This is a genomic window from Serratia sp. TSA_198.1, assembly GCF_052686505.1.
This window is the reverse complement of record NZ_JBQZFP010000004.1, coordinates 81447-99403: the sequence shown is the minus strand read 5'-3', so window position 1 is coordinate 99403 and position 17957 is coordinate 81447. Positions and strand designations below refer to the sequence as shown.

General features: G+C 58.7%; 13 protein-coding genes and 1 tRNA gene. 7 read left to right on the top strand and 7 right to left on the bottom strand.

Going from position 1 to position 17957, the window contains the following annotated elements:
- Positions 1–10 precede the first annotated feature (10 nt).
- Both dnaG and rpoD read left to right on the top strand, forming a co-directional pair.
- Positions 11–1759: a DNA primase gene (gene dnaG, locus ACUTSW_RS17795; protein WP_006328193.1), complete on the top strand. Its 1749-nt coding sequence runs from the start codon at positions 11–13 to the stop codon at positions 1757–1759.
- Between the two features lie 157 nt (positions 1760–1916).
- Positions 1917–3755 (top strand): RNA polymerase sigma factor RpoD, encoded by a 1839-nt coding sequence (gene rpoD, locus ACUTSW_RS17790; RefSeq protein ID WP_006328195.1) that lies wholly within the window; start codon positions 1917–1919, stop codon positions 3753–3755.
- A 70-nt stretch (positions 3756–3825) separates the two neighbouring features.
- Here the strand turns inward: rpoD and mug are convergent, their stop codons facing one another.
- Entirely contained in the window at positions 3826–4314 is a 489-nt protein-coding gene (mug, locus tag ACUTSW_RS17785; protein WP_004948359.1) for a G/U mismatch-specific DNA glycosylase, read from the bottom strand.
- 148 nt (positions 4315–4462) lie between these two features.
- Here mug and ACUTSW_RS17780 point away from each other — a divergent pair.
- A tRNA-Ile gene (locus ACUTSW_RS17780) sits at positions 4463–4539 on the top strand.
- 426 nt (positions 4540–4965) lie between these two features.
- Here the strand turns inward: ACUTSW_RS17780 and ACUTSW_RS17775 are convergent.
- A complete protein-coding gene (locus tag ACUTSW_RS17775) occupies positions 4966–5682 on the bottom strand; it encodes an HPP family protein (RefSeq protein ID WP_063200903.1) in 717 nt (238 codons plus the stop codon).
- Between the two features lie 171 nt (positions 5683–5853).
- Between ACUTSW_RS17775 and yfcF the strand changes: the two genes are divergently transcribed.
- A complete protein-coding gene (yfcF, locus tag ACUTSW_RS17770) occupies positions 5854–6492 on the top strand; it encodes a glutathione transferase (protein WP_445584982.1) in 639 nt (212 codons plus the stop codon).
- A 68-nt stretch (positions 6493–6560) separates the two neighbouring features.
- Here yfcF and ACUTSW_RS17765 read toward each other — a convergent pair whose 3' ends face one another.
- From ACUTSW_RS17765 to ACUTSW_RS17755, 3 genes are read right to left on the bottom strand one after another with little or no spacing between them, the layout of a single operon-like run.
- Positions 6561–7805 carry an aromatic amino acid transport family protein gene (locus ACUTSW_RS17765; RefSeq protein WP_445584981.1) on the bottom strand — a complete coding sequence of 415 codons (1245 nt, stop codon included), beginning with the start codon at positions 7803–7805 and terminating at the stop codon, positions 6561–6563.
- 58 nt (positions 7806–7863) lie between these two features.
- A complete protein-coding gene (locus tag ACUTSW_RS17760) occupies positions 7864–9318 on the bottom strand; it encodes an NAD-dependent succinate-semialdehyde dehydrogenase (RefSeq protein WP_445584980.1) in 1455 nt (484 codons plus the stop codon).
- A gap of 13 nt (positions 9319–9331) precedes the next feature.
- Positions 9332–10597 (bottom strand): 4-aminobutyrate--2-oxoglutarate transaminase, encoded by a 1266-nt coding sequence (locus tag ACUTSW_RS17755; RefSeq protein WP_006328221.1) that lies wholly within the window; start codon positions 10595–10597, stop codon positions 9332–9334.
- A 121-nt stretch (positions 10598–10718) separates the two neighbouring features.
- Between ACUTSW_RS17755 and pdxR the strand changes: the two genes are divergently transcribed.
- A complete protein-coding gene (gene pdxR, locus ACUTSW_RS17750) occupies positions 10719–12188 on the top strand; it encodes a MocR-like pyridoxine biosynthesis transcription factor PdxR (protein ID WP_445584979.1) in 1470 nt (489 codons plus the stop codon).
- Here the strand turns inward: pdxR and ACUTSW_RS17745 are convergent.
- A complete protein-coding gene (locus ACUTSW_RS17745) occupies positions 12175–13794 on the bottom strand; it encodes an ABC-F family ATP-binding cassette domain-containing protein (RefSeq protein WP_445584978.1) in 1620 nt (539 codons plus the stop codon). The two genes, pdxR and ACUTSW_RS17745, sit on opposite strands and share 14 nt — an antisense overlap.
- A gap of 302 nt (positions 13795–14096) precedes the next feature.
- Between ACUTSW_RS17745 and ACUTSW_RS17740 the strand changes: the two genes are divergently transcribed.
- The gene (locus tag ACUTSW_RS17740) at positions 14097–16118 is read left to right on the top strand and encodes an oxidoreductase (protein WP_445584977.1); all 2022 of its coding nucleotides are present in this window, start codon (positions 14097–14099) and stop codon (positions 16116–16118) included.
- 43 nt (positions 16119–16161) lie between these two features.
- Here the strand turns inward: ACUTSW_RS17740 and rlmG are convergent, their stop codons facing one another.
- On the bottom strand, positions 16162–17301 hold the full coding sequence (gene rlmG / locus ACUTSW_RS17735) for a 23S rRNA (guanine(1835)-N(2))-methyltransferase RlmG (protein ID WP_445584976.1): 1140 nt from the start codon (positions 17299–17301) through the stop codon (positions 16162–16164).
- A 149-nt stretch (positions 17302–17450) separates the two neighbouring features.
- On the opposite strand from rlmG, the gene ACUTSW_RS17730 reads away from it, so the two are divergent.
- Positions 17451–17957 (top strand): M48 metallopeptidase family protein, encoded by a 507-nt coding sequence (locus ACUTSW_RS17730; protein WP_004948389.1) that lies wholly within the window; start codon positions 17451–17453, stop codon positions 17955–17957.

Sequence of the window (17957 nt, the reverse complement as noted above, 5' to 3'; positions counted from 1 at the left end):
GTAAGGGCTTATGGCTGGACGAATTCCGCGTGTATTTATCAATGACTTGCTGGCTCGCACCGACATCGTCGATCTGATCGACGCGCGTGTAAAGCTCAAGAAGCAAGGCAAGAACTATCACGCGTGCTGTCCGTTCCACCACGAAAAAACGCCTTCATTTACGGTTAATGGCGAAAAGCAGTTTTACCACTGTTTTGGTTGTGGTGCGCACGGTAACGCCGTCGACTTTCTGATGAATTACGACAGACTCGAGTTTGTCGAAACCATCGAAGAGCTGGCGACCATGCACGGACTGGAAGTGCCTTACGAGGCAGGAACCGGGCCGACCCAGATTGAACGCCATCAGCGTCAAAGCCTGTATCAACTGATGGAACAGCTCAGCGCGTTCTATCAACAGTCACTGCATCAGCCTTCCGGCACGCCGGCGCGCAATTACCTGCAACAGCGCGGGCTCAGTGACGACGTTATCCGCCATTTTGCCATCGGCTTTGCACCCGCCGGTTGGGATAACGCACTGAAGCGTTTTGGTCGTGACGCCGACTCGCGTCTCGCATTGAACGATGCCGGCATGCTGGTGACTAACGATCAAGGCCGCTCGTACGATCGTTTCCGTGAGCGCGTGATGTTCCCTATTCGCGACAAACGCGGGCGAGTGATCGCCTTTGGCGGGCGCGTATTGGGTGACGGCATGCCGAAATACCTGAACTCGCCGGAAACCGAAGTATTCCACAAGGGTCGTCAGCTGTACGGCCTGTATGAAGCGCAGCAGAACCACCCTACCCCGCAACGTTTGCTGGTAGTGGAAGGCTATATGGACGTGGTAGCGCTGGCGCAATACGGCATCGATTATGCCGTCGCCTCGCTCGGAACTTCAACGACGGCTGAACATATTCAGCTGCTGTTCCGCGCTACCGATAACGTTGTCTGCTGCTATGACGGCGACAGAGCCGGTCGCGAAGCGGCCTGGCGCGCATTGGAAACCGCATTGCCCTATCTGAACGACGGGCGCCAACTGCGGTTTATGTTTTTGCCCGATGGCGAAGACCCGGACACATTGGTCCGAAAAGAAGGCAAAGACGCCTTCGAGCAGCGAATGGAGCTGGCGCAGCCGCTTTCCACTTTCCTGTTCGAAACGCTGATGCCACAGGTAGATTTGAGCAGCCCGGACGGCCGCGCCAAGCTGAGCACGCTGGCACTGCCACTGATTACTCAGGTGCCGGGCGAAACGTTGCGTTTGTACCTGCGCCAACAGCTCGGCAGCAAGCTTGGCCTGCTCGATGACAGCCAGCTCGACAAGCTGATGCCCAAACAGGCTGAAAATGCGAATACTTATCAGGCGCCCCAGCTAAAACGCACAACCATGCGTATACTGATAGGGTTACTGGTACAAAATCCGCAACTGGCTACACTTATCCCTTCACTCGAGGGATTGGAGCAGACCAAACAGGCGGGTTTACCGCTATTTGTCGAGCTGGTGCAGACCTGCCTGGCCCAGCCGGGGCTGACGACCGGCCAATTGTTGGAGCAGTATCGCGACAACAAATTGAGCCAGCAGCTTGAAACCTTGGCGACATGGAACCATATGATCGTTGAGGACAGGGTCGAGCAGACATTTTTGGATACCTTGGCCAGCCTGTACGACTCCGTACTGGAGCAGCGGCTGGAAACATTGATCGCGCAGGCCAGAACGCACGGCCTGAGCCCGGAAGAACGTGAAGAAGTCCGTTCTCTCAATCAGGTTTTAGCGAAGAAAAACTGAATACCAAACGGCTTAAGTGCCGATAAATGCGAGGGCAGAGCCCTGCAATATGCCGCCACAGTGGGCCGCGGCAACAACAAAAACGCCCCAAATGCTATTGTTGGCGGTTTCGCCGACCGACACCAACCTAAATACTCTGAAGTGTGGATACCGTCTTATGGAGCAAAACCCGCAGTCACAGCTTAAACTTCTTGTCCAACGTGGTAAGGAGCAAGGCTATCTGACCTATGCTGAGGTCAATGACCATCTGCCGGAAGATATCGTCGACTCCGATCAGATCGAAGACATCATCCAGATGATTAACGACATGGGCATCCAGGTGATGGAAGAAGCCCCGGACGCCGATGACCTGTTGCTGGCTGAAAACTCCAACAGCACAGACGAAGATGCGGAAGAAGCTGCCGCTCAAGTCCTGTCCAGCGTTGAATCTGAAATTGGCCGTACCACCGACCCGGTGCGCATGTACATGCGCGAAATGGGTACCGTTGAACTGCTGACGCGCGAAGGCGAAATCGACATCGCCAAGCGTATTGAAGACGGTATCAACCAGGTTCAGTGCTCGGTTGCCGAATACCCGGAAGCCATTACCTATCTGCTGGAGCAGTACGATCGCGTTGAAGCCGGCGAAGCTCGCCTGTCCGACCTGATCACCGGCTTCGTCGATCCTAATGCGGAAGAGGACATCGCCCCAACCGCAACGCACGTCGGTTCTGAGCTGTCGACCGAAGAGCAGAACGACGACGAAGAAGACGAAGATGAAGACGACGACGCTGAAGACGACAACAGCATCGATCCGGAACTGGCACGTCAGAAATTCACCGACCTGCGCGATCAGTATGAAGCGACCCGTCTGGTCATCAAAAAGAACGGCCGTAGCCACGCCAGCGCAGCAGAAGAAATTCTGAAGCTGTCTGAGGTGTTCAAGCAGTTCCGCCTGGTGCCAAAACAGTTCGACTTCCTGGTCAACAGCATGCGCATCATGATGGACCGCGTTCGTACCCAGGAACGTATCATCATGAAACTGTGCGTTGAACAGTGCAAAATGCCGAAGAAAAACTTCGTCACTTTGTTCGCCGGCAACGAAACCAGCAATTCCTGGTTCGAAGCGGCGCTGGCAATGGCCAAGCCATGGTCAGAAAAGCTGAAAGACGTAACGGACGACGTGCAGCGCAGCCTGCAGAAACTGCGTCAGATCGAAGAAGAGACCGGCCTGACCATCGAGCAGGTGAAGGACATCAACCGTCGCATGTCTATCGGTGAAGCGAAAGCCCGCCGTGCGAAGAAAGAGATGGTTGAAGCCAACTTGCGTCTGGTTATTTCTATCGCCAAGAAATACACCAACCGCGGTCTGCAGTTCCTGGATCTGATCCAGGAAGGCAACATCGGTTTGATGAAAGCGGTAGACAAATTCGAATACCGCCGTGGTTATAAGTTCTCAACTTACGCCACCTGGTGGATCCGTCAGGCTATCACCCGTTCTATCGCCGACCAGGCGCGTACCATCCGTATTCCGGTGCATATGATTGAGACCATCAACAAACTCAACCGTATTTCGCGCCAGATGCTGCAAGAGATGGGCCGCGAACCGACGCCGGAAGAGCTGGCTGAACGTATGCTGATGCCGGAAGACAAAATCCGCAAAGTGCTGAAGATCGCCAAAGAGCCGATCTCCATGGAAACGCCAATTGGTGATGATGAAGATTCACATCTGGGCGATTTCATCGAGGATACCACCCTCGAGCTGCCGCTGGATTCTGCCACCTCCGAAAGCCTGCGCTCTGCAACGCACGACGTATTGGCCGGCCTGACCGCCCGTGAAGCGAAAGTGCTGCGCATGCGTTTCGGCATCGATATGAACACTGACCACACGCTGGAAGAAGTGGGCAAACAGTTCGACGTTACCCGTGAGCGTATTCGTCAGATCGAAGCCAAGGCACTGCGTAAACTGCGCCACCCAAGCCGTTCCGAAGTGCTGCGCAGCTTCCTGGACGACTAAGGCCAGCGGTTAGCGGCAAACAAAAAACCCCGGCCTGCCGGGGTTTTTTATTGCCTGAAATCCTGAGGAATCACTCCAGCGCAAGGAACAGCTCGCGGTAGCTCTCGGTAAGCTGCTCCAGCGTGGCGCGGTTCAGCCCGCTGGGATTAGGCAATACCCACACCTCGGTTTTGCCGATCGTCATCTCCTGCCGTCCCCAGGGCGCATTTTTCACCCCAAAGGCGCTACTGAACGCCTGCTTGCCCAGAACCGCCAATGCACGCGGCTGGAATTGCAGAATTTTGTCTTTTAACGCCTCCCCGCCGCTGCGCAACTCTTCACGCGTCACTTCGCTGGCCGCTACCGTCGGGCGCGCCACCAAAGCGGTGATGCCGCAGCCGGTATCCTGCAACTGCTGCCACTGCTCCGGGGCCAGTTGGCGCTGGGTGAAACCGGCCTGATGCAGCACCTTCCAGAAACGGTTGCTGCCATTGGCAAAGGGATAGCCCTGATGGGCGGAGGAAAGGCCGGGATTGATGCCACAAAACACCACCCGCAAGTTTGGCGCCAAAAGATTCATGGGTCTGTGAGGTCCGATAAAAGGGATTTACACCGGTTATCGCAAAATCCACCAGCAATTACAACAGACTACAACTGCGCAGAAAAACAACATACAGGCGGCAAACAGTAGACCTGCACCGGAGGATTACCGTATAATCTCGCCGCTTGGCCCCTTAGCTCAGTTGGTTAGAGCACGCGACTCATAATCGCTTGGTCACTGGTTCAAGTCCAGTAGGGGCCACCAAATTCTCGCTGATATAACAGCGCATCAAACCACCTCTCTGCAGGTGGTTTTTTGTTTCCGCTCACTCAACGCTGCCAAAGTGAATCTCGCCCCTCCTGATGCACGTCGCAACGCCGCAGCCCGATGTCACGCAACTGACAACGGCTCATCGAGCACAAAGACTTTCTACGGATATACGTAAAATACCCACGGCGGCAATACCGGCATAATTTGCGCCACAAGCCTTCGCGGTCAGCAGGTAAATCTAGTGTCTTTTCCATCACGTCACCCCAATTACACGCAAAGTAATAGGGTGACTCAGGTCACAAACACAAGACAGATTCAACGACTAACAATCAAAACCACACAGATCGACGTTCTGTGATTCTGTATGGTTAAAACAGTGGGTTTGTGTACCGGTTACCGTCTTGCCGATCGCCGACATCATCAGGCTGCGCCGTTCTGCCGCCGATGAGCGACCTGCTCCGCTCGCTGCAGGATCTCCTGCAAATCGTCCTCGTCGATGTCAAACAGCTCGCCCTGCATCAGCACTTCATGCAGATCCGCCCGGGTAATAGATACCGCATCAATCGGCAAGCCGGCAGGCTTGGTCTCGGCCGGTGCCAGTTGGTGCGGGTAACGGCGCCCGGCCAGGTTATTGAAGATAATCGCCAGTACCGCCAGCAACACTGAGTTAAGCAGCACCGGGTACAGTACAAAGCTGTAACCCAGTTGGTGAATGCCCGGCCCGCCGAGGATCGCAGTCAGCGCCACCGCGCCGCCGGGCGGATGCAGGCAACGCAGTTTGAACATCAATCCAATGGCCACTGCGGCCGCCACGCCGCAAGCCAGCCCGGGATCGGCAATCAGCAGGCTGGTGCTGACCCCCACCAGCGCAGCCGACATATTGCCGCCCACGATCGACCAGGGTTGCGCCAACGGACTGTTCGGTACGCCAAACAGCAAAACGGCGGAGGCTCCCATAGGCGCGATAAACCACAGGTTTACCTCCCCCAACACAAAATGGCTGATCCAACCGGTAATCATCAACCCCAGCCCGGCGCCGATGCTGGAAAGCAAAATCTCTTTTTTGCCCATGGCCAACGGATGCGGCCACAGACGCGCGCAGCCGATCTTGAGTCTTGTTACTAACGGGTTCTTCATGTTACTTCGCACTGCCAAATTCAACGTAATAGCAACAAATATATCACATCATGCCCGGCGGAATAACCGCAGCCCCGCCTGCACCCGGCAACAACTTTCCGCTAACAGATTGATTTTTCGCCACCCCTCGGTAATGATCAATGTTCTCCCCTTAGCCTTGAGGAAAAGCCGATGTCTCAACCGATTGCCGAGCTCTATACCGACAGCCAATTTTTCAGCCCTTATGCCATGTCCGCATTTATTGTGCTGACGGAGAAAAGCATCCCCTTCACCGTGAAACCGGTCGATTTGGCGCAGGAAGAAAATAAAGGCGCTGCCTATGCGGCACTGTCGCTAACCCGTCGGGTGCCTACGCTGGTGATCGGTGAGTTCCAACTGTCCGAGTCCTCGGCAATTAGCGAGTATCTGGAGGATATCCATCCGGCTCACGCGGTCTACCCGCGCGACGTCAAGCTACGCGCCAAAGCGCGTGAAATTCAAGCCTGGCTGCGCAGCGATCTGTTGCCAATTCGCGTCGAACGGCCAACCGAGGCGGTATTCGGCAACGAAAAATTCCCGCCGTTGTCCGCCGTCGCCGAGGCCGCTGCCAACACACTGATCGCCGCAGTCGAAAAGTTGCTGAGCCACGGCCAGGATAATTTGTTCAGGGAGTGGTGCATTGCCGATACCGACCTGGCGTTGATGCTGAATCGGCTGGTGATGAACGGAGATGACGTGCCGGAGAACCTGCGCCACTACGCGCAAAAACAGTGGCAACGCCCTTCGGTGCAGGCCTGGCTGGCGCTGCCGGAGCAAATGCGCGGAAAATAAAAAAATCGGCGGCCACGACGCCGCCGTTCTCAACTGAGAAACAACATCACTTCCTGAAGGAAGGCAGGTCACCATCCAGAGGGCAGATAGCCTAACAACGACGCAATAGCGTATACCGCACTGGCCAGATAGAGCAGCACGATGCTGATCTGCAACAATGGGTGGGTGATCCAGTTGCACTGCCAGCGCGGCGTTTGGTCACCGTGCTTGCGCGCCCCTCGCAGGATCAACATCGGCATAATCGACAGGATCACCCCGCTGAACACCCCGGCGAAATACAGCGCGTTAACGAACGACACCAGGCCGCTGTAAGCCAGCACGAACGGGGGGACCACCACCAGCAACAGCACGCCGAAACGGCGCAGCGGTTGCTCGTCATTGCCCAGTCTGAATTTGTCGAAAATATTGGTCAGGAAGCTGCCGCCCAGCCCCCAGTAAGAAGTCAGCATCGCGCACAAAGCAAAGATATTGGCGGAGAAGAACGCCCACTGCCCAAGAGCCTGCCCCCAGGAGATGGTCGCCACGTCGGAGATATTATTCAGCCCGCTGAGGGCAATCACCGACATCGGCACCGCCGCCAGCAGCACGAAGGTTACCGCCATGCCGACGATAATCGCCTTCGGCAGCTGTTCCGGCTTATCCGAGAAGCCACGCGCCATTTCCGGCACTATGTACTGCGCCGAGAAGCAGAACACCACCACGTTGAATACCGGCACCATAAAGCGCCAGTCGCCGTCCAGCAGGTTGCGCATCTGGGTGGTGTCTTTCAGCAGTGTGGCCGCCACCAGCGCGGTCAACATCACCACCATGCCGATACTGATAAATTTCTCGCCGCGGCCAATCGCCTTCAGCCCCAGGTACAACACCCCTGCAGCGGGAACGAAAAACAGCAGGCTGCCGATGGCCGGCGAGATACCGAACAGAGATTGCAGCAGCTTGCCGCTGCCGGTCATGTACGCGGTCAACGCCCCGACGCTGTTGACGCACACCGAAGCGAACATCAGCCAGGCGCCAATACCGCCGACATAGCGTTTCGCCAGCCCGCTTAATTGCAGGTGGGCACGGGTACGCAAGGTGGATTCGGCGACGTACAGCATGGTGATGGTGGTCAGGCTCCCCACCAGCACCAGCCAGAACAGCAGCGGTAAAAAACCGGCTTTGCTGGAGGCATAAGCGATGGACAATACGCCGGCGCCGATATTGGTGCCGACAATCATCGCCACCCCTTCGAGGAAACTCAGTGATTTGGCGGGTGCAGACGTTCGCACCCCGGCGGCAAGCGCCGGAGAAATAGAGATGTTTTCAGAAGACATGCAGCATCCTTTGTTGCCCGGCGGCTCCGGCCACCGGGACAGGTTAATTTCCCGGTGGTTAACAGCTCACATCGATACACAGGTATTTCAGCTCCAGATATTCTTCAATGCCGTAACGCGATCCTTCACGTCCGAGTCCTGACTGCTTCACACCGCCAAACGGCGCGACCTCATTGGAGATCAGCCCGGTGTTGATGCCGACCATGCCGTATTCCAGCGCTTCCGGCACTCGCCACTGGCGCGAGGCACTCTGCGTAAACAGATAAGCGGCCAGACCGAATTCGGTATCGTTGGCCATGGCGATCGCTTCCGCTTCATCATGGAAACGGAACAGCGGCGCCACCGGGCCAAAGGTTTCTTCCCGGGCGAAGCGCATTTTTTGCGTCACGCCGGTCACCACCGTCGGTTGGAAGAAGGTACCGCCCAGCTCGTGCGGCTGCCCACCGATAGCAATCTGCGCGCCTTTGATCAGCGCATCGTCAATGTGGCTCTGCACTTTATCCACCGCGTCCTGGTCGATCAGCGGCCCTTGGGTGGTGCCTTCATGGCTGCCGTCACCGACCTTCAGTTGCTCAACCGCCGCCACCAGCTTGTCCACCAAACGGTCATAGATGCCGTCCTGCACGTAGATGCGGTTGGCGCAGACGCAGGTCTGGCCGCTGTTACGGAACTTGGAGGCCATGATGCCCGCCACCGCCGCGTCCAGATTGGCGTCGTCGAAAACGATCACCGGCGCGTTGCCCCCCAGCTCCAGCGACAGCTTTTTAATCGTCGGCGCGCACTGCGCCATCAGAATGCGGCCGACCTCGGTCGAACCGGTAAAGCTCAGTTTGCGCACCACCGGGCTGTCGCACAGCACCTTACCCACCTGCGCCGCGTCGCCGGTCACCACCTGCAACACGCCCGGCGGAATGCCGGCATCCTGCGCCAGCTTCGCCAACGCCAACGCGGTCAGCGGCGTCTGTTCGGCCGGTTTGACGATCATCGCGCAGCCCGCAGCCAACGCCGGCGCAACCTTGCGGGTGATCATCGCCGCCGGGAAGTTCCACGGCGTGATCGCCGCGCAAACGCCGATCGGCTGTTTCACTACCACCAGGCGCTGCGAGGCCAGCGGCGCCTGCAACACGGCACCGTCGACACGCTTGGCCTCTTCGGCGAACCAGGTAATAAACGAAGCGGCATAGGCGACTTCACCGCGCGCTTCCGCCAGCGATTTCCCCTGCTCGGCGGTCATCAGTTGCGCCAAATCCTCCTGGGCCGCCAGCACCTTGTCGGCCCAGACCAGCAACAGCACGGAGCGCTGTTTGGCGGTCAGCTGTTTCCAGCCCTGCTGCGCCAACTGCGCCGCGTTAATCGCCTGCTGCGTTTCTTCTTCGCTGACCAACGGAATGCTTGCCAGCTCAGCACCGGTCGCCGGGTTGATGACCGCTTCACGCAGGCCGCTCAAGGCGTCGCACCACTCACCGTTAATCAAACACTGGCTGCGCAGCAGCTCGGGATTATTCAGTTTCATTGCCGGTCACTCCTTATTGGGCCAACGCGCGGGAAAGAATGCCCAACGCCTGAGTGAACTGCTCGTCAGGGATGGTCAGCGGATACAGGAATCGGATCACGTTGCCGTTCACACCGCAGCTCAACAGCAGCAGGCCCTCTTCCAGCGCCTTCTGCTGTACCTGACGGGTGATCTCCGCCGAAGGCTTGCCGGTCGCCGGATCCTTGAACTCCACCGCCACCATTGAACCCTGCGCACGAATATCCGCGATCGCCGGGCTGGTTTTGCGCGCCTGTTGCAGCACTTCCACCAAATGCTGGCCCAAACGTTGGGAACGCTGGCACAGCTGTTCTTCGTCAATCACGTCCAGCACCGCAAGTGCCGCAGCCACCGCCAGCGGGTTACCGGCATAAGTGCCGCCCAGCCCGCCCGGCGCCGGGGCGTCCATCACGTCGGCACGGCCGGCCACCGCCGACAGCGGCATACCGCCCGCCAGGCTTTTCGCCATGGTGATCAGATCCGGTTTCACCGCATAATGTTCCATGGCAAACAGCTTGCCGGTACGGGCAAAACCGGTCTGCACTTCGTCGGCAATCAGCAAAATGCCGTGCTGGTCGCACAGTTCACGCAGCGCCTGCATAAAATCGGCCGGCGCAATGTTGAAACCGCCCTCGCCCTGCACCGGCTCCAGCACGATGGCGGCCACTTGTTTGGGATCGATATCCGCCTTAAAGATGCGCTCCAGGCTGTTCATCGCGTCTTCGGTGGTCACGCCATACAGCGCATTCGGATACTGGCCGTGGAACACCGAACCGGGGAAGGGCCCGAAGCCCAGCTTGTATGGCGCCACTTTGCCGGTCAGCGCCATGGTCATGTAAGTGCGGCCATGGAAACCGCCGCCAAAGGTGATCAGGCCCGGCCGGCCGGTATAGGCGCGGGCGATTTTGACCGCGTTTTCCACCGCTTCTGCGCCGGTGGTGAACAACGCGGTTTTACAAGGCCCTTCGATCGGTGCGCGCTGGTTGATGCGCTCTGCCAACGCGACATAGCTTTCGTAAGGAACGATTTGGTAAGCGGTATGGGTAAAGGCCTTCAGTTGCCGTTCAATGGCGGCGATCACCTTCGGATGGCGGTGTCCGGTATTCAGAACAGCAATACCGGAAGCGAAATCGATCACTTCATTGCCTTCTACGTCCCACAGCGTGGCGTTCTCCGCACGCTCGGCGTAAAAACCGCACATCACGCCAATCCCGCGTGGGGTGGCATCCTGACGACGTTGATTCAGTTCTGCGTTTTTCATGCTGTTCTCTCCGGTCGGTGTCCGTTGTACGTTTCGTTCACATTCGTGAAACAATGACGTTTATTTACACAGGATGTGGCCCTATAATCGAGTGCCAGTTACGATTAATTGAGGGATCCAATTGCGCTCACTGAGTGGTGACCTGTTATTGCAGCGCCTCGGCGAACAGCCCGATGATAAGCTGCACAAGCGGCTGTATAACACGATCCGCACCAGCATTTTGGACGGCAGTTTGCCGCCCTCCAGCCGCCTGCCCGCCTCGCGCGATCTGGCACAGGAACTCAGGCTATCCCGCAACACCGTATTAACCGTTTATGAACAACTTCTGGCGGAAGGTTATGTTTTGGCACGCGCTGGCAGCGGCACATTCGTCGCCGAAACCGTGCCGGACAGCTGTTTATCTACCGTCAGCGCCCCCGCAGGCAGTGACGGAGAACAACGGCGCATTGAGCTGTCGGCCCGAGGATCCACCCTGCTGCATCACGCCAGCGCCAGCCCCAAACAGTGGGGCGCGTTTATCCCCGGCGTACCCGACGTCAACGCCTTTCCTCACCAGCTGTTCAGCAAGATCCAGGCGCGCATTAGCCGCCGCCCCGTCCCACAGCGGCTGACCTACAGTAATCAGGGCGGCAGCCCGGAGTTGCAGCATGCATTGGTGGACTATCTGCGCGTGGCGCGCTCGGTGCGCTGCTCGCCGGAACAAATTTTGATTACCGAAGGCATTCATCAGGCGATAGATCTGGTGACACGCATGCTGTGCAATCCGGGCGACGACGCGTGGATTGAAGAACCGGGCTATTGGGGGATCCGCAATATTCTGCGGATGAACGACGTGAATATCTGCCCACTGGGGGTCGATGAGGCCGGCATGGTGCCGCCGGAGCAGCCAACCGGCGCGCCACGGCTGATTTTCGTCACCCCATCGCACCAGTATCCGCTGGGATCGGTGATGAGCCTGGCGCGGCGGCAGCGGTTGCTGGCATTGGCGCGCAACGGCGGCAGTTGGATTGTCGAAGACGACTACGACAGCGAGTTCCGCTTTTCCGGCCAGCCCATCCCGGCGCTGCAAGGGCTGGAAGCCGATGCGCCGGTGATTTATATCGGCACCTTCAGCAAGACGCTCTACCCGGCGCTGCGGCTGGGTTACGTGGTGCTGCCAAAACCCTTGATGACGGCGCTGAAAACCGCGCACGCCGAACTGTATCGCGGCGGTCACCTGCTGATCCAGACCGCGCTGGCGCAGTTTATTCAGGAAGGCCACTACACCGCGCATATTCGCCGCATGCGGCTGCTGTATGCCCGGCGGCGGGCGTTTCTGACCGCGTTGATTGAGCAGCATCTGGGCAAGCAGGCGTTGAGCGAATTCAACAACAACGCCGGGCTGCACCTGATCCTGAACCTGCCTGACGAAGCCGACGACGTGGCGATCGCCGCCGCCGCCAGCGCACGTGGCGTGCTGGTGCGGCCACTGTCGCGTTACTACATGCTGCCCAACCACCGCCGCGGCTTGCTGATGGGCTTCGCCTGCGTTCCGGAAGAACAGATGGCCGCCGCCTTTACCCTGCTGCTGCAATGCATTACAGCACCCTGAACTGCCAGCCCCCGTCCTGCCAATGCAGGCGATGAGTCAGTTTCAGCGCCCGCAGGAAGTCTTCATCGTGCGAGACCACCAGCATCGCACCGGGAAACTCCGCCAGCGCGGCCTCGATGGCCAGTGACGAAGCCAGATCCAAATGGTTGGTCGGCTCGTCCAGCAACAGCAATTGCGCCGGCTCCTTACGCCACAGCGCACAGGCCAGCGCCGCCTTCAGCCTTTCTCCGCCGCTCAGCGCCGCCAACGGCAACCTGATCCGTTCCGCACCGAGTTGCAACTGCGCCAGCTGGGTGCGCAATGCCCCCTCCGCCAGCGGAGAATCCTGCAACCCCAGCAGCGCCATCACCGATAACCGCGAATCGAACTGCGACAGGGTTTGGTCGAGGTAAGCCATTGGCAGCGGGCAGTGAACGTGGCCGGACACCGCCACCACCTGGCCGAGGATCACCTTCAGCAACGTGGATTTTCCGCAGCCGTTCGGGCCAGTCAGCGCTACGCGCATGGGTCCGTCGATGCGCATATCCAGCGGCGGCGCACTGACAAAAGGCAGTTGCAGCTGCTCGAGCACCAGCACCTGCTTGCCCGCCATCACCGCGCTGCCTGGCAGGGTCAACATCACCGGGCTGTCTTCTTCCACCCGCTGGTATGCCTCACGCACGGCGGCATCGAGACTGCCTTTTTGGTCCTGATGCTGTTTGCGCAGCGTGCCGAGGCTCTCTTTGGCCGCCGCTTTGTAGGCCACGCGTTCGAAAGAGGCGATATTCAGCGTATCGACGGTTTTCAGCGTTTGGGCCGAGCGCCGTTGGCTGATGTCGTGCTCTTTCTGCTGCCGGGCACGAGTGCGTTTGCGTTCCTGCCGCGCATGTTCCCAGCCTGCTCGCGCCGCCTGCCGCTCCAAATCGCGCTGCCGGCGATAGTCATCGTAGTTGCCGCCGTAGCTGTGCAGCCCGTCAGGCGTCAGCTCAACGATGCGCGCCATACGCGCCAACAGCTGCCGATCGTGGCTGGCAACCAGCAGCCCCCCGCGCCACTGCGCCAACTGCCGGTACAGCCAGTCGCGCCCGTCGGCATCAAGGTGGTTGGTCGGTTCATCCAGCAGCAAGCAATCCGCACCGCCCAGCATCGCGCCACACAGCGCCGCACGCATTCGCTCCCCGCCGCTCAGGGAGCCGGCCGGCCGCAGCGGATCGAACTCAGGCAATCCGGCGGCAGCGAAGGCAGCGTGCAGACGATCGATCAGATCCCACTGCCCTTCCAAGCGATCGATATCGTCCGCCAACGGGCGCCCCTGCTCAATGCGGGCCAGCGCGGCAAACACCTCGCCATAACCCAGCAGCTGCGCCAGCGTGATCTGCGCTGCGATCTCCGGCTGTTGAGCCACATAGGCCAGAGAAGCATGCGTTTCCACATGTCCGCTCCCCGGTTGATCCAGGCCGGCGATCAGGCGCAGCAGACGGGTTTTGCCGACGCCGTTACGCCCAACCAGGCCACAGTGTTGTTGATCGAAAGTGAGATCCAGCGGGCCGAACAGCGTTTCGCCGTCAGCAAACTGACAGGTCAGTTGGTGTAAAACAAAATAAGGGGATTGCGCAAAATGAGCCATAAGCACTCCTGAATGAAATCAAAACATCCCCATCCGGCACTGGCGTGCTCAGAATGGGACAAGATATCAACAGGCGTGTTTGTTCATTTTCGGTGATGGCTCCGCAAAGAAGGCATGGACATGCCGCAGACAAAGGTTACCCGATAACTTGTCTACTATGCAAACAACCACAAAGATTCATGACATCTATCACATTCAGCGCAACGCAAATTCCCAACGGCACTGACAACGGCTAGATTTATCTCATCCGACCACTTGGGTCGCACATAATAATAACGATGAAAGACGCGATGGAGACTGCAATGAGCAATTACCCGCACCTGCTGGCGCCGCTGGATCTCGGTTTCACCACCCTGAAAAACCGGGTGTTGATGGGATCGATGCACACCGGCCTGGAAGAACTTCCCGATGGCCCGGAACGCATGGCCGCTTTCTATGCCGAACGCGCGGCGGCCGGTGTGGCGCTGATCGTGACCGGCGGCATCGCCCCCAATGAAAAAGGCGTGGTGTATCGCGGCGGTTCCACTCTCAGCCGCCGGGATCAGGTCGATCATCACCGGATCGTCACCGATGCCGTCCACCAGGCCGGGGGCAAAATTGCGTTGCAGATCCTGCATGCCGGCCGCTACAGCTATCAACCGCAGCCGGTGGCGCCGTCCGCGCTGCAGGCACCGATCAACCCTTTCGCCCCGACCGCGCTGAGCGAGGCGGAGATAGAACAGACCATCGCCGACTTCGCCCACTGTGCGCTATTGGCGCAGCAGGCCGGCTACGACGGCGTAGAAGTGATGGGTTCCGAAGGCTATTTGATCAACCAATTCCTGGTGGCACGCACCAACCAGCGCGAGGACACATGGGGAGGCAGTTTCAGCAACCGCATGCGTTTTGCCGTGGAGATCGTCCGGACGGTGCGTCAGGCGGTTGGCCGCGAGTTCATTTTGATTTACCGCCTGTCGATGCTCGATCTGGTGGAAGACGGCTCCAGCTGGCAGGAGATCGAACAGCTGGCGCTGGCGATAGAACAGGCGGGTGCGACCCTGATCAACACCGGCATCGGCTGGCATGAGGCGCGGATCCCGACTATCGCCACCATGGTGCCGCGCGCCGGTTTCAGTTGGGTGACCCGCAAGCTGATGGGCAAAGTACGCATTCCGCTGATCACCACCAACCGCATCAATGACCCGGCGGTTGCAGAACAAGTTCTGGCGGACGGCTGCGCCGACATGGTGTCGATGGCCCGCCCGTTCCTGGCCGATGCCGCTTTTGTGCAAAAAGCCGCCGAAGGACGCGCCGACGAGATAAACACCTGCATTGGCTGCAATCAGGCCTGTCTCGATCAGATTTTTGAAGGCAAGCTCACCTCCTGCCTGGTGAACCCGCGCGCCTGCCGCGAAACCGAAATGCCGCTGACCATGGCCGAAAAGCCGAAAAAGTTGGCGGTGATCGGCGCCGGGCCGGCCGGATTGGCGTTTGCCACCACCGCCGCCAGCCGCGGCCACCGGGTGACGCTGTTCGATGCCGCCGATCAGATTGGCGGGCAGTTCAATATCGCCAAACAGATCCCCGGTAAAGAAGAATTCCACGAGACCCTGCGCTACTTCCGCCGCCAGTTAGCACTGCTTGAGGTGACGGTGAAACTGGGTTCGCAGGTAGAAGCCGCCGATCTGGCGGAATTCGACGAAGTGATCCTCGCCTGCGGCATAGTGCCGCGCACGCCGGCAATTCCAGGGATTGATAACGCCAAGGTGCTGACCTACCTGGACGTATTACGCGACAAAAAGCCGGTCGGCCAACGGGTGGCGATTATCGGCGCCGGCGGCATCGGCTTCGACACCGCCGAGTACCTCAGCCAGCACGGCGTGTCGAGCAGCCTGGATCAGGCAGAATTTAACCGTGAATGGGGTATCGATGGCCAGCTCAGCCAACGCGGCGGGTTGGCGGCGCAAGGGCCGGTGGCGGAACGCGGGCCGCGGCAAATCTATCTGCTGCAGCGCAAAACCAGCAAGGTGGGTGAAGGGCTGGGGAAAACCACCGGTTGGATCCACCGCGCCAGCCTATTGATGCGCGGCGTCAAGATGCTCAACAGCGTGAACTATCAACGTATTGATGAGGAGGGATTGCACATCTCGCGCGCAGAGCAGGAAAGCTGTCTGCCGGTGGATACGGTGATTATCTGCGCAGGGCAGGAGCCACGCCGCGAACTGCAGCAGCCGCTGCTGGCGATGGGAAAAACCGTGCATTTGATTGGCGGTGCGGACGTAGCCGCCGAGCTGGACGCCCGCCGCGCAATCGATCAGGGCACGCGGCTGGCGATGGCGCTGTAATAAATAACCCTTAAGGGGCGCATGCATTGCGCCCCCCGGTTACTCAATAACGTGCGCCGGATTTCACCGCTTTCAGGATCACAAATTTCTTGTTGGATGCCACAAGGGTGCAGTTACCAAACAGACGCTTCAGCTTCTGGTGATAATCCAGATGACGGTTGCCGACGATGCGCAGCTCGCCGCCCACCTGCAGGCAACGCTTGGCGTCGCAGAACATCTGCCAGGCAGTATGATCGGTGATCGCATGCTGCTGGTGGAACGGTGGGTTGCACAGTACCGCCTGCACGCTTTCACGCTCAATCCCCGCCAGCGAGTTATTCACTTCAAACTGACAGCGATCCAGCTCCTGCGGCAGGTTGTGCTCCACGTTCAACTCGCTGGACGCCACCGCCATATAGGACTCATCGACAAAGCTCATCTGCGCTTGCGGGTTCTGCACCAGCGCGGCCAGGCCAATAACGCCGTTACCGCAGCCGAGATCGACAATGTGACCGTCCAGATCGTGCGGCAGATTTTCCAGGAACAGACGAGCGCCAATATCCAGGCTGCCGCGTGAGAACACGTTGGCATGGTTGTGGATCAGCCAATCGGTGCCGTCCAGCGTCCAGTTGGTGGTTTCCGCCGCCGCCGGTGGCACGATGTCCGCCACTTCGCAGTGGATCAGGCGCGCTTTCTTCCACGCCAGGCTGGTGCGCGTCGGCCCCAGTACCTTTTCAAACAACTGCATGGTTGAGGTGTGCACGTCGCGCGCCTTGGCTCCGGCGATGATCACCGTGTCCGGCGCCACCACGTTGCGCAGCGAACGCAGTTGCTGTTCCAGCAGCGCCAGCGCCTTGGGAATGCGGATCAACACCACTGCCGGTGATGCGGGCAGTTCGGCGAGGCTGTCCAGCAGCGTAACCTGCTCCGGATCCAGCTCATTGAGCTTCAGGTTATGGCGCGTAGCCAGCTGACTCATGTAGGAATCGCTGATGCTGTAGGGCTGATGGCCGTGCAGCGCACAGGCCAGCGTGCCGAAGTTGTCGTTGAAAATCAGCACCGGACGACCGCCAATGTCTACATTTTCAAGCTGTTGCAGCAAATATTCGTCTGCCGCTTCCCACGCCTGCAATTGGGTGGATTCTTCCTGTTGGGGATAACGCTCCAGCTCAAGTTGCTGTGTTCCCAGATCGAGTTGGCTCATTGCCCCTCCTGACTGATAAAATTTGGGCTGTTTATCCCCTAAAAACGTCCATCAGTAAAATGTTTTTTCGGATAAATTGCCCTTTGCGGGCTTTGCGCGAAAAAACGTCATAGAATAGCCCGCTGAATTGCCGCCAATACGGGAAGATGATGTCCGAACTGACTTACCTGCAGGGTTACCCTGAACATCTGCAAAGCCAGGTGCAGCAGTTGATCGACCAGCAGCGGCTGGGGGATGTGCTGTTGCAGCGCTATCCGCAGGTGCATGATTGCACCACCGACAAGTCGCTTTATCAGTATACCGTCGATCTGAAAAACCAGTATCTGCGCAACGCCCAACCGCTGAGCAAAGTGGCCTACGACGGTAAAATCCAGGTGATGAAACACGCGCTTGGCATGCACACCGCCATTTCACGCGTGCAGGGGGGCAAGCTGAAGGCCAAGGCGGAAATCCGCGTGGCGACGGTGTTCAAGCTGGCGCCGGAGCCGTTTCTGCGCATGATCGTGGTGCATGAACTGGCGCACCTGAAAGAGAAGGATCACAACAAGGCCTTCTACAGCCTGTGCTGCCATATGGAGCCGAATTACCATCAGTTGGAATTCGACACCCGGCTGTACCTGACCCACCTCTCCGTATTTGGCGATCTGTATGCATAG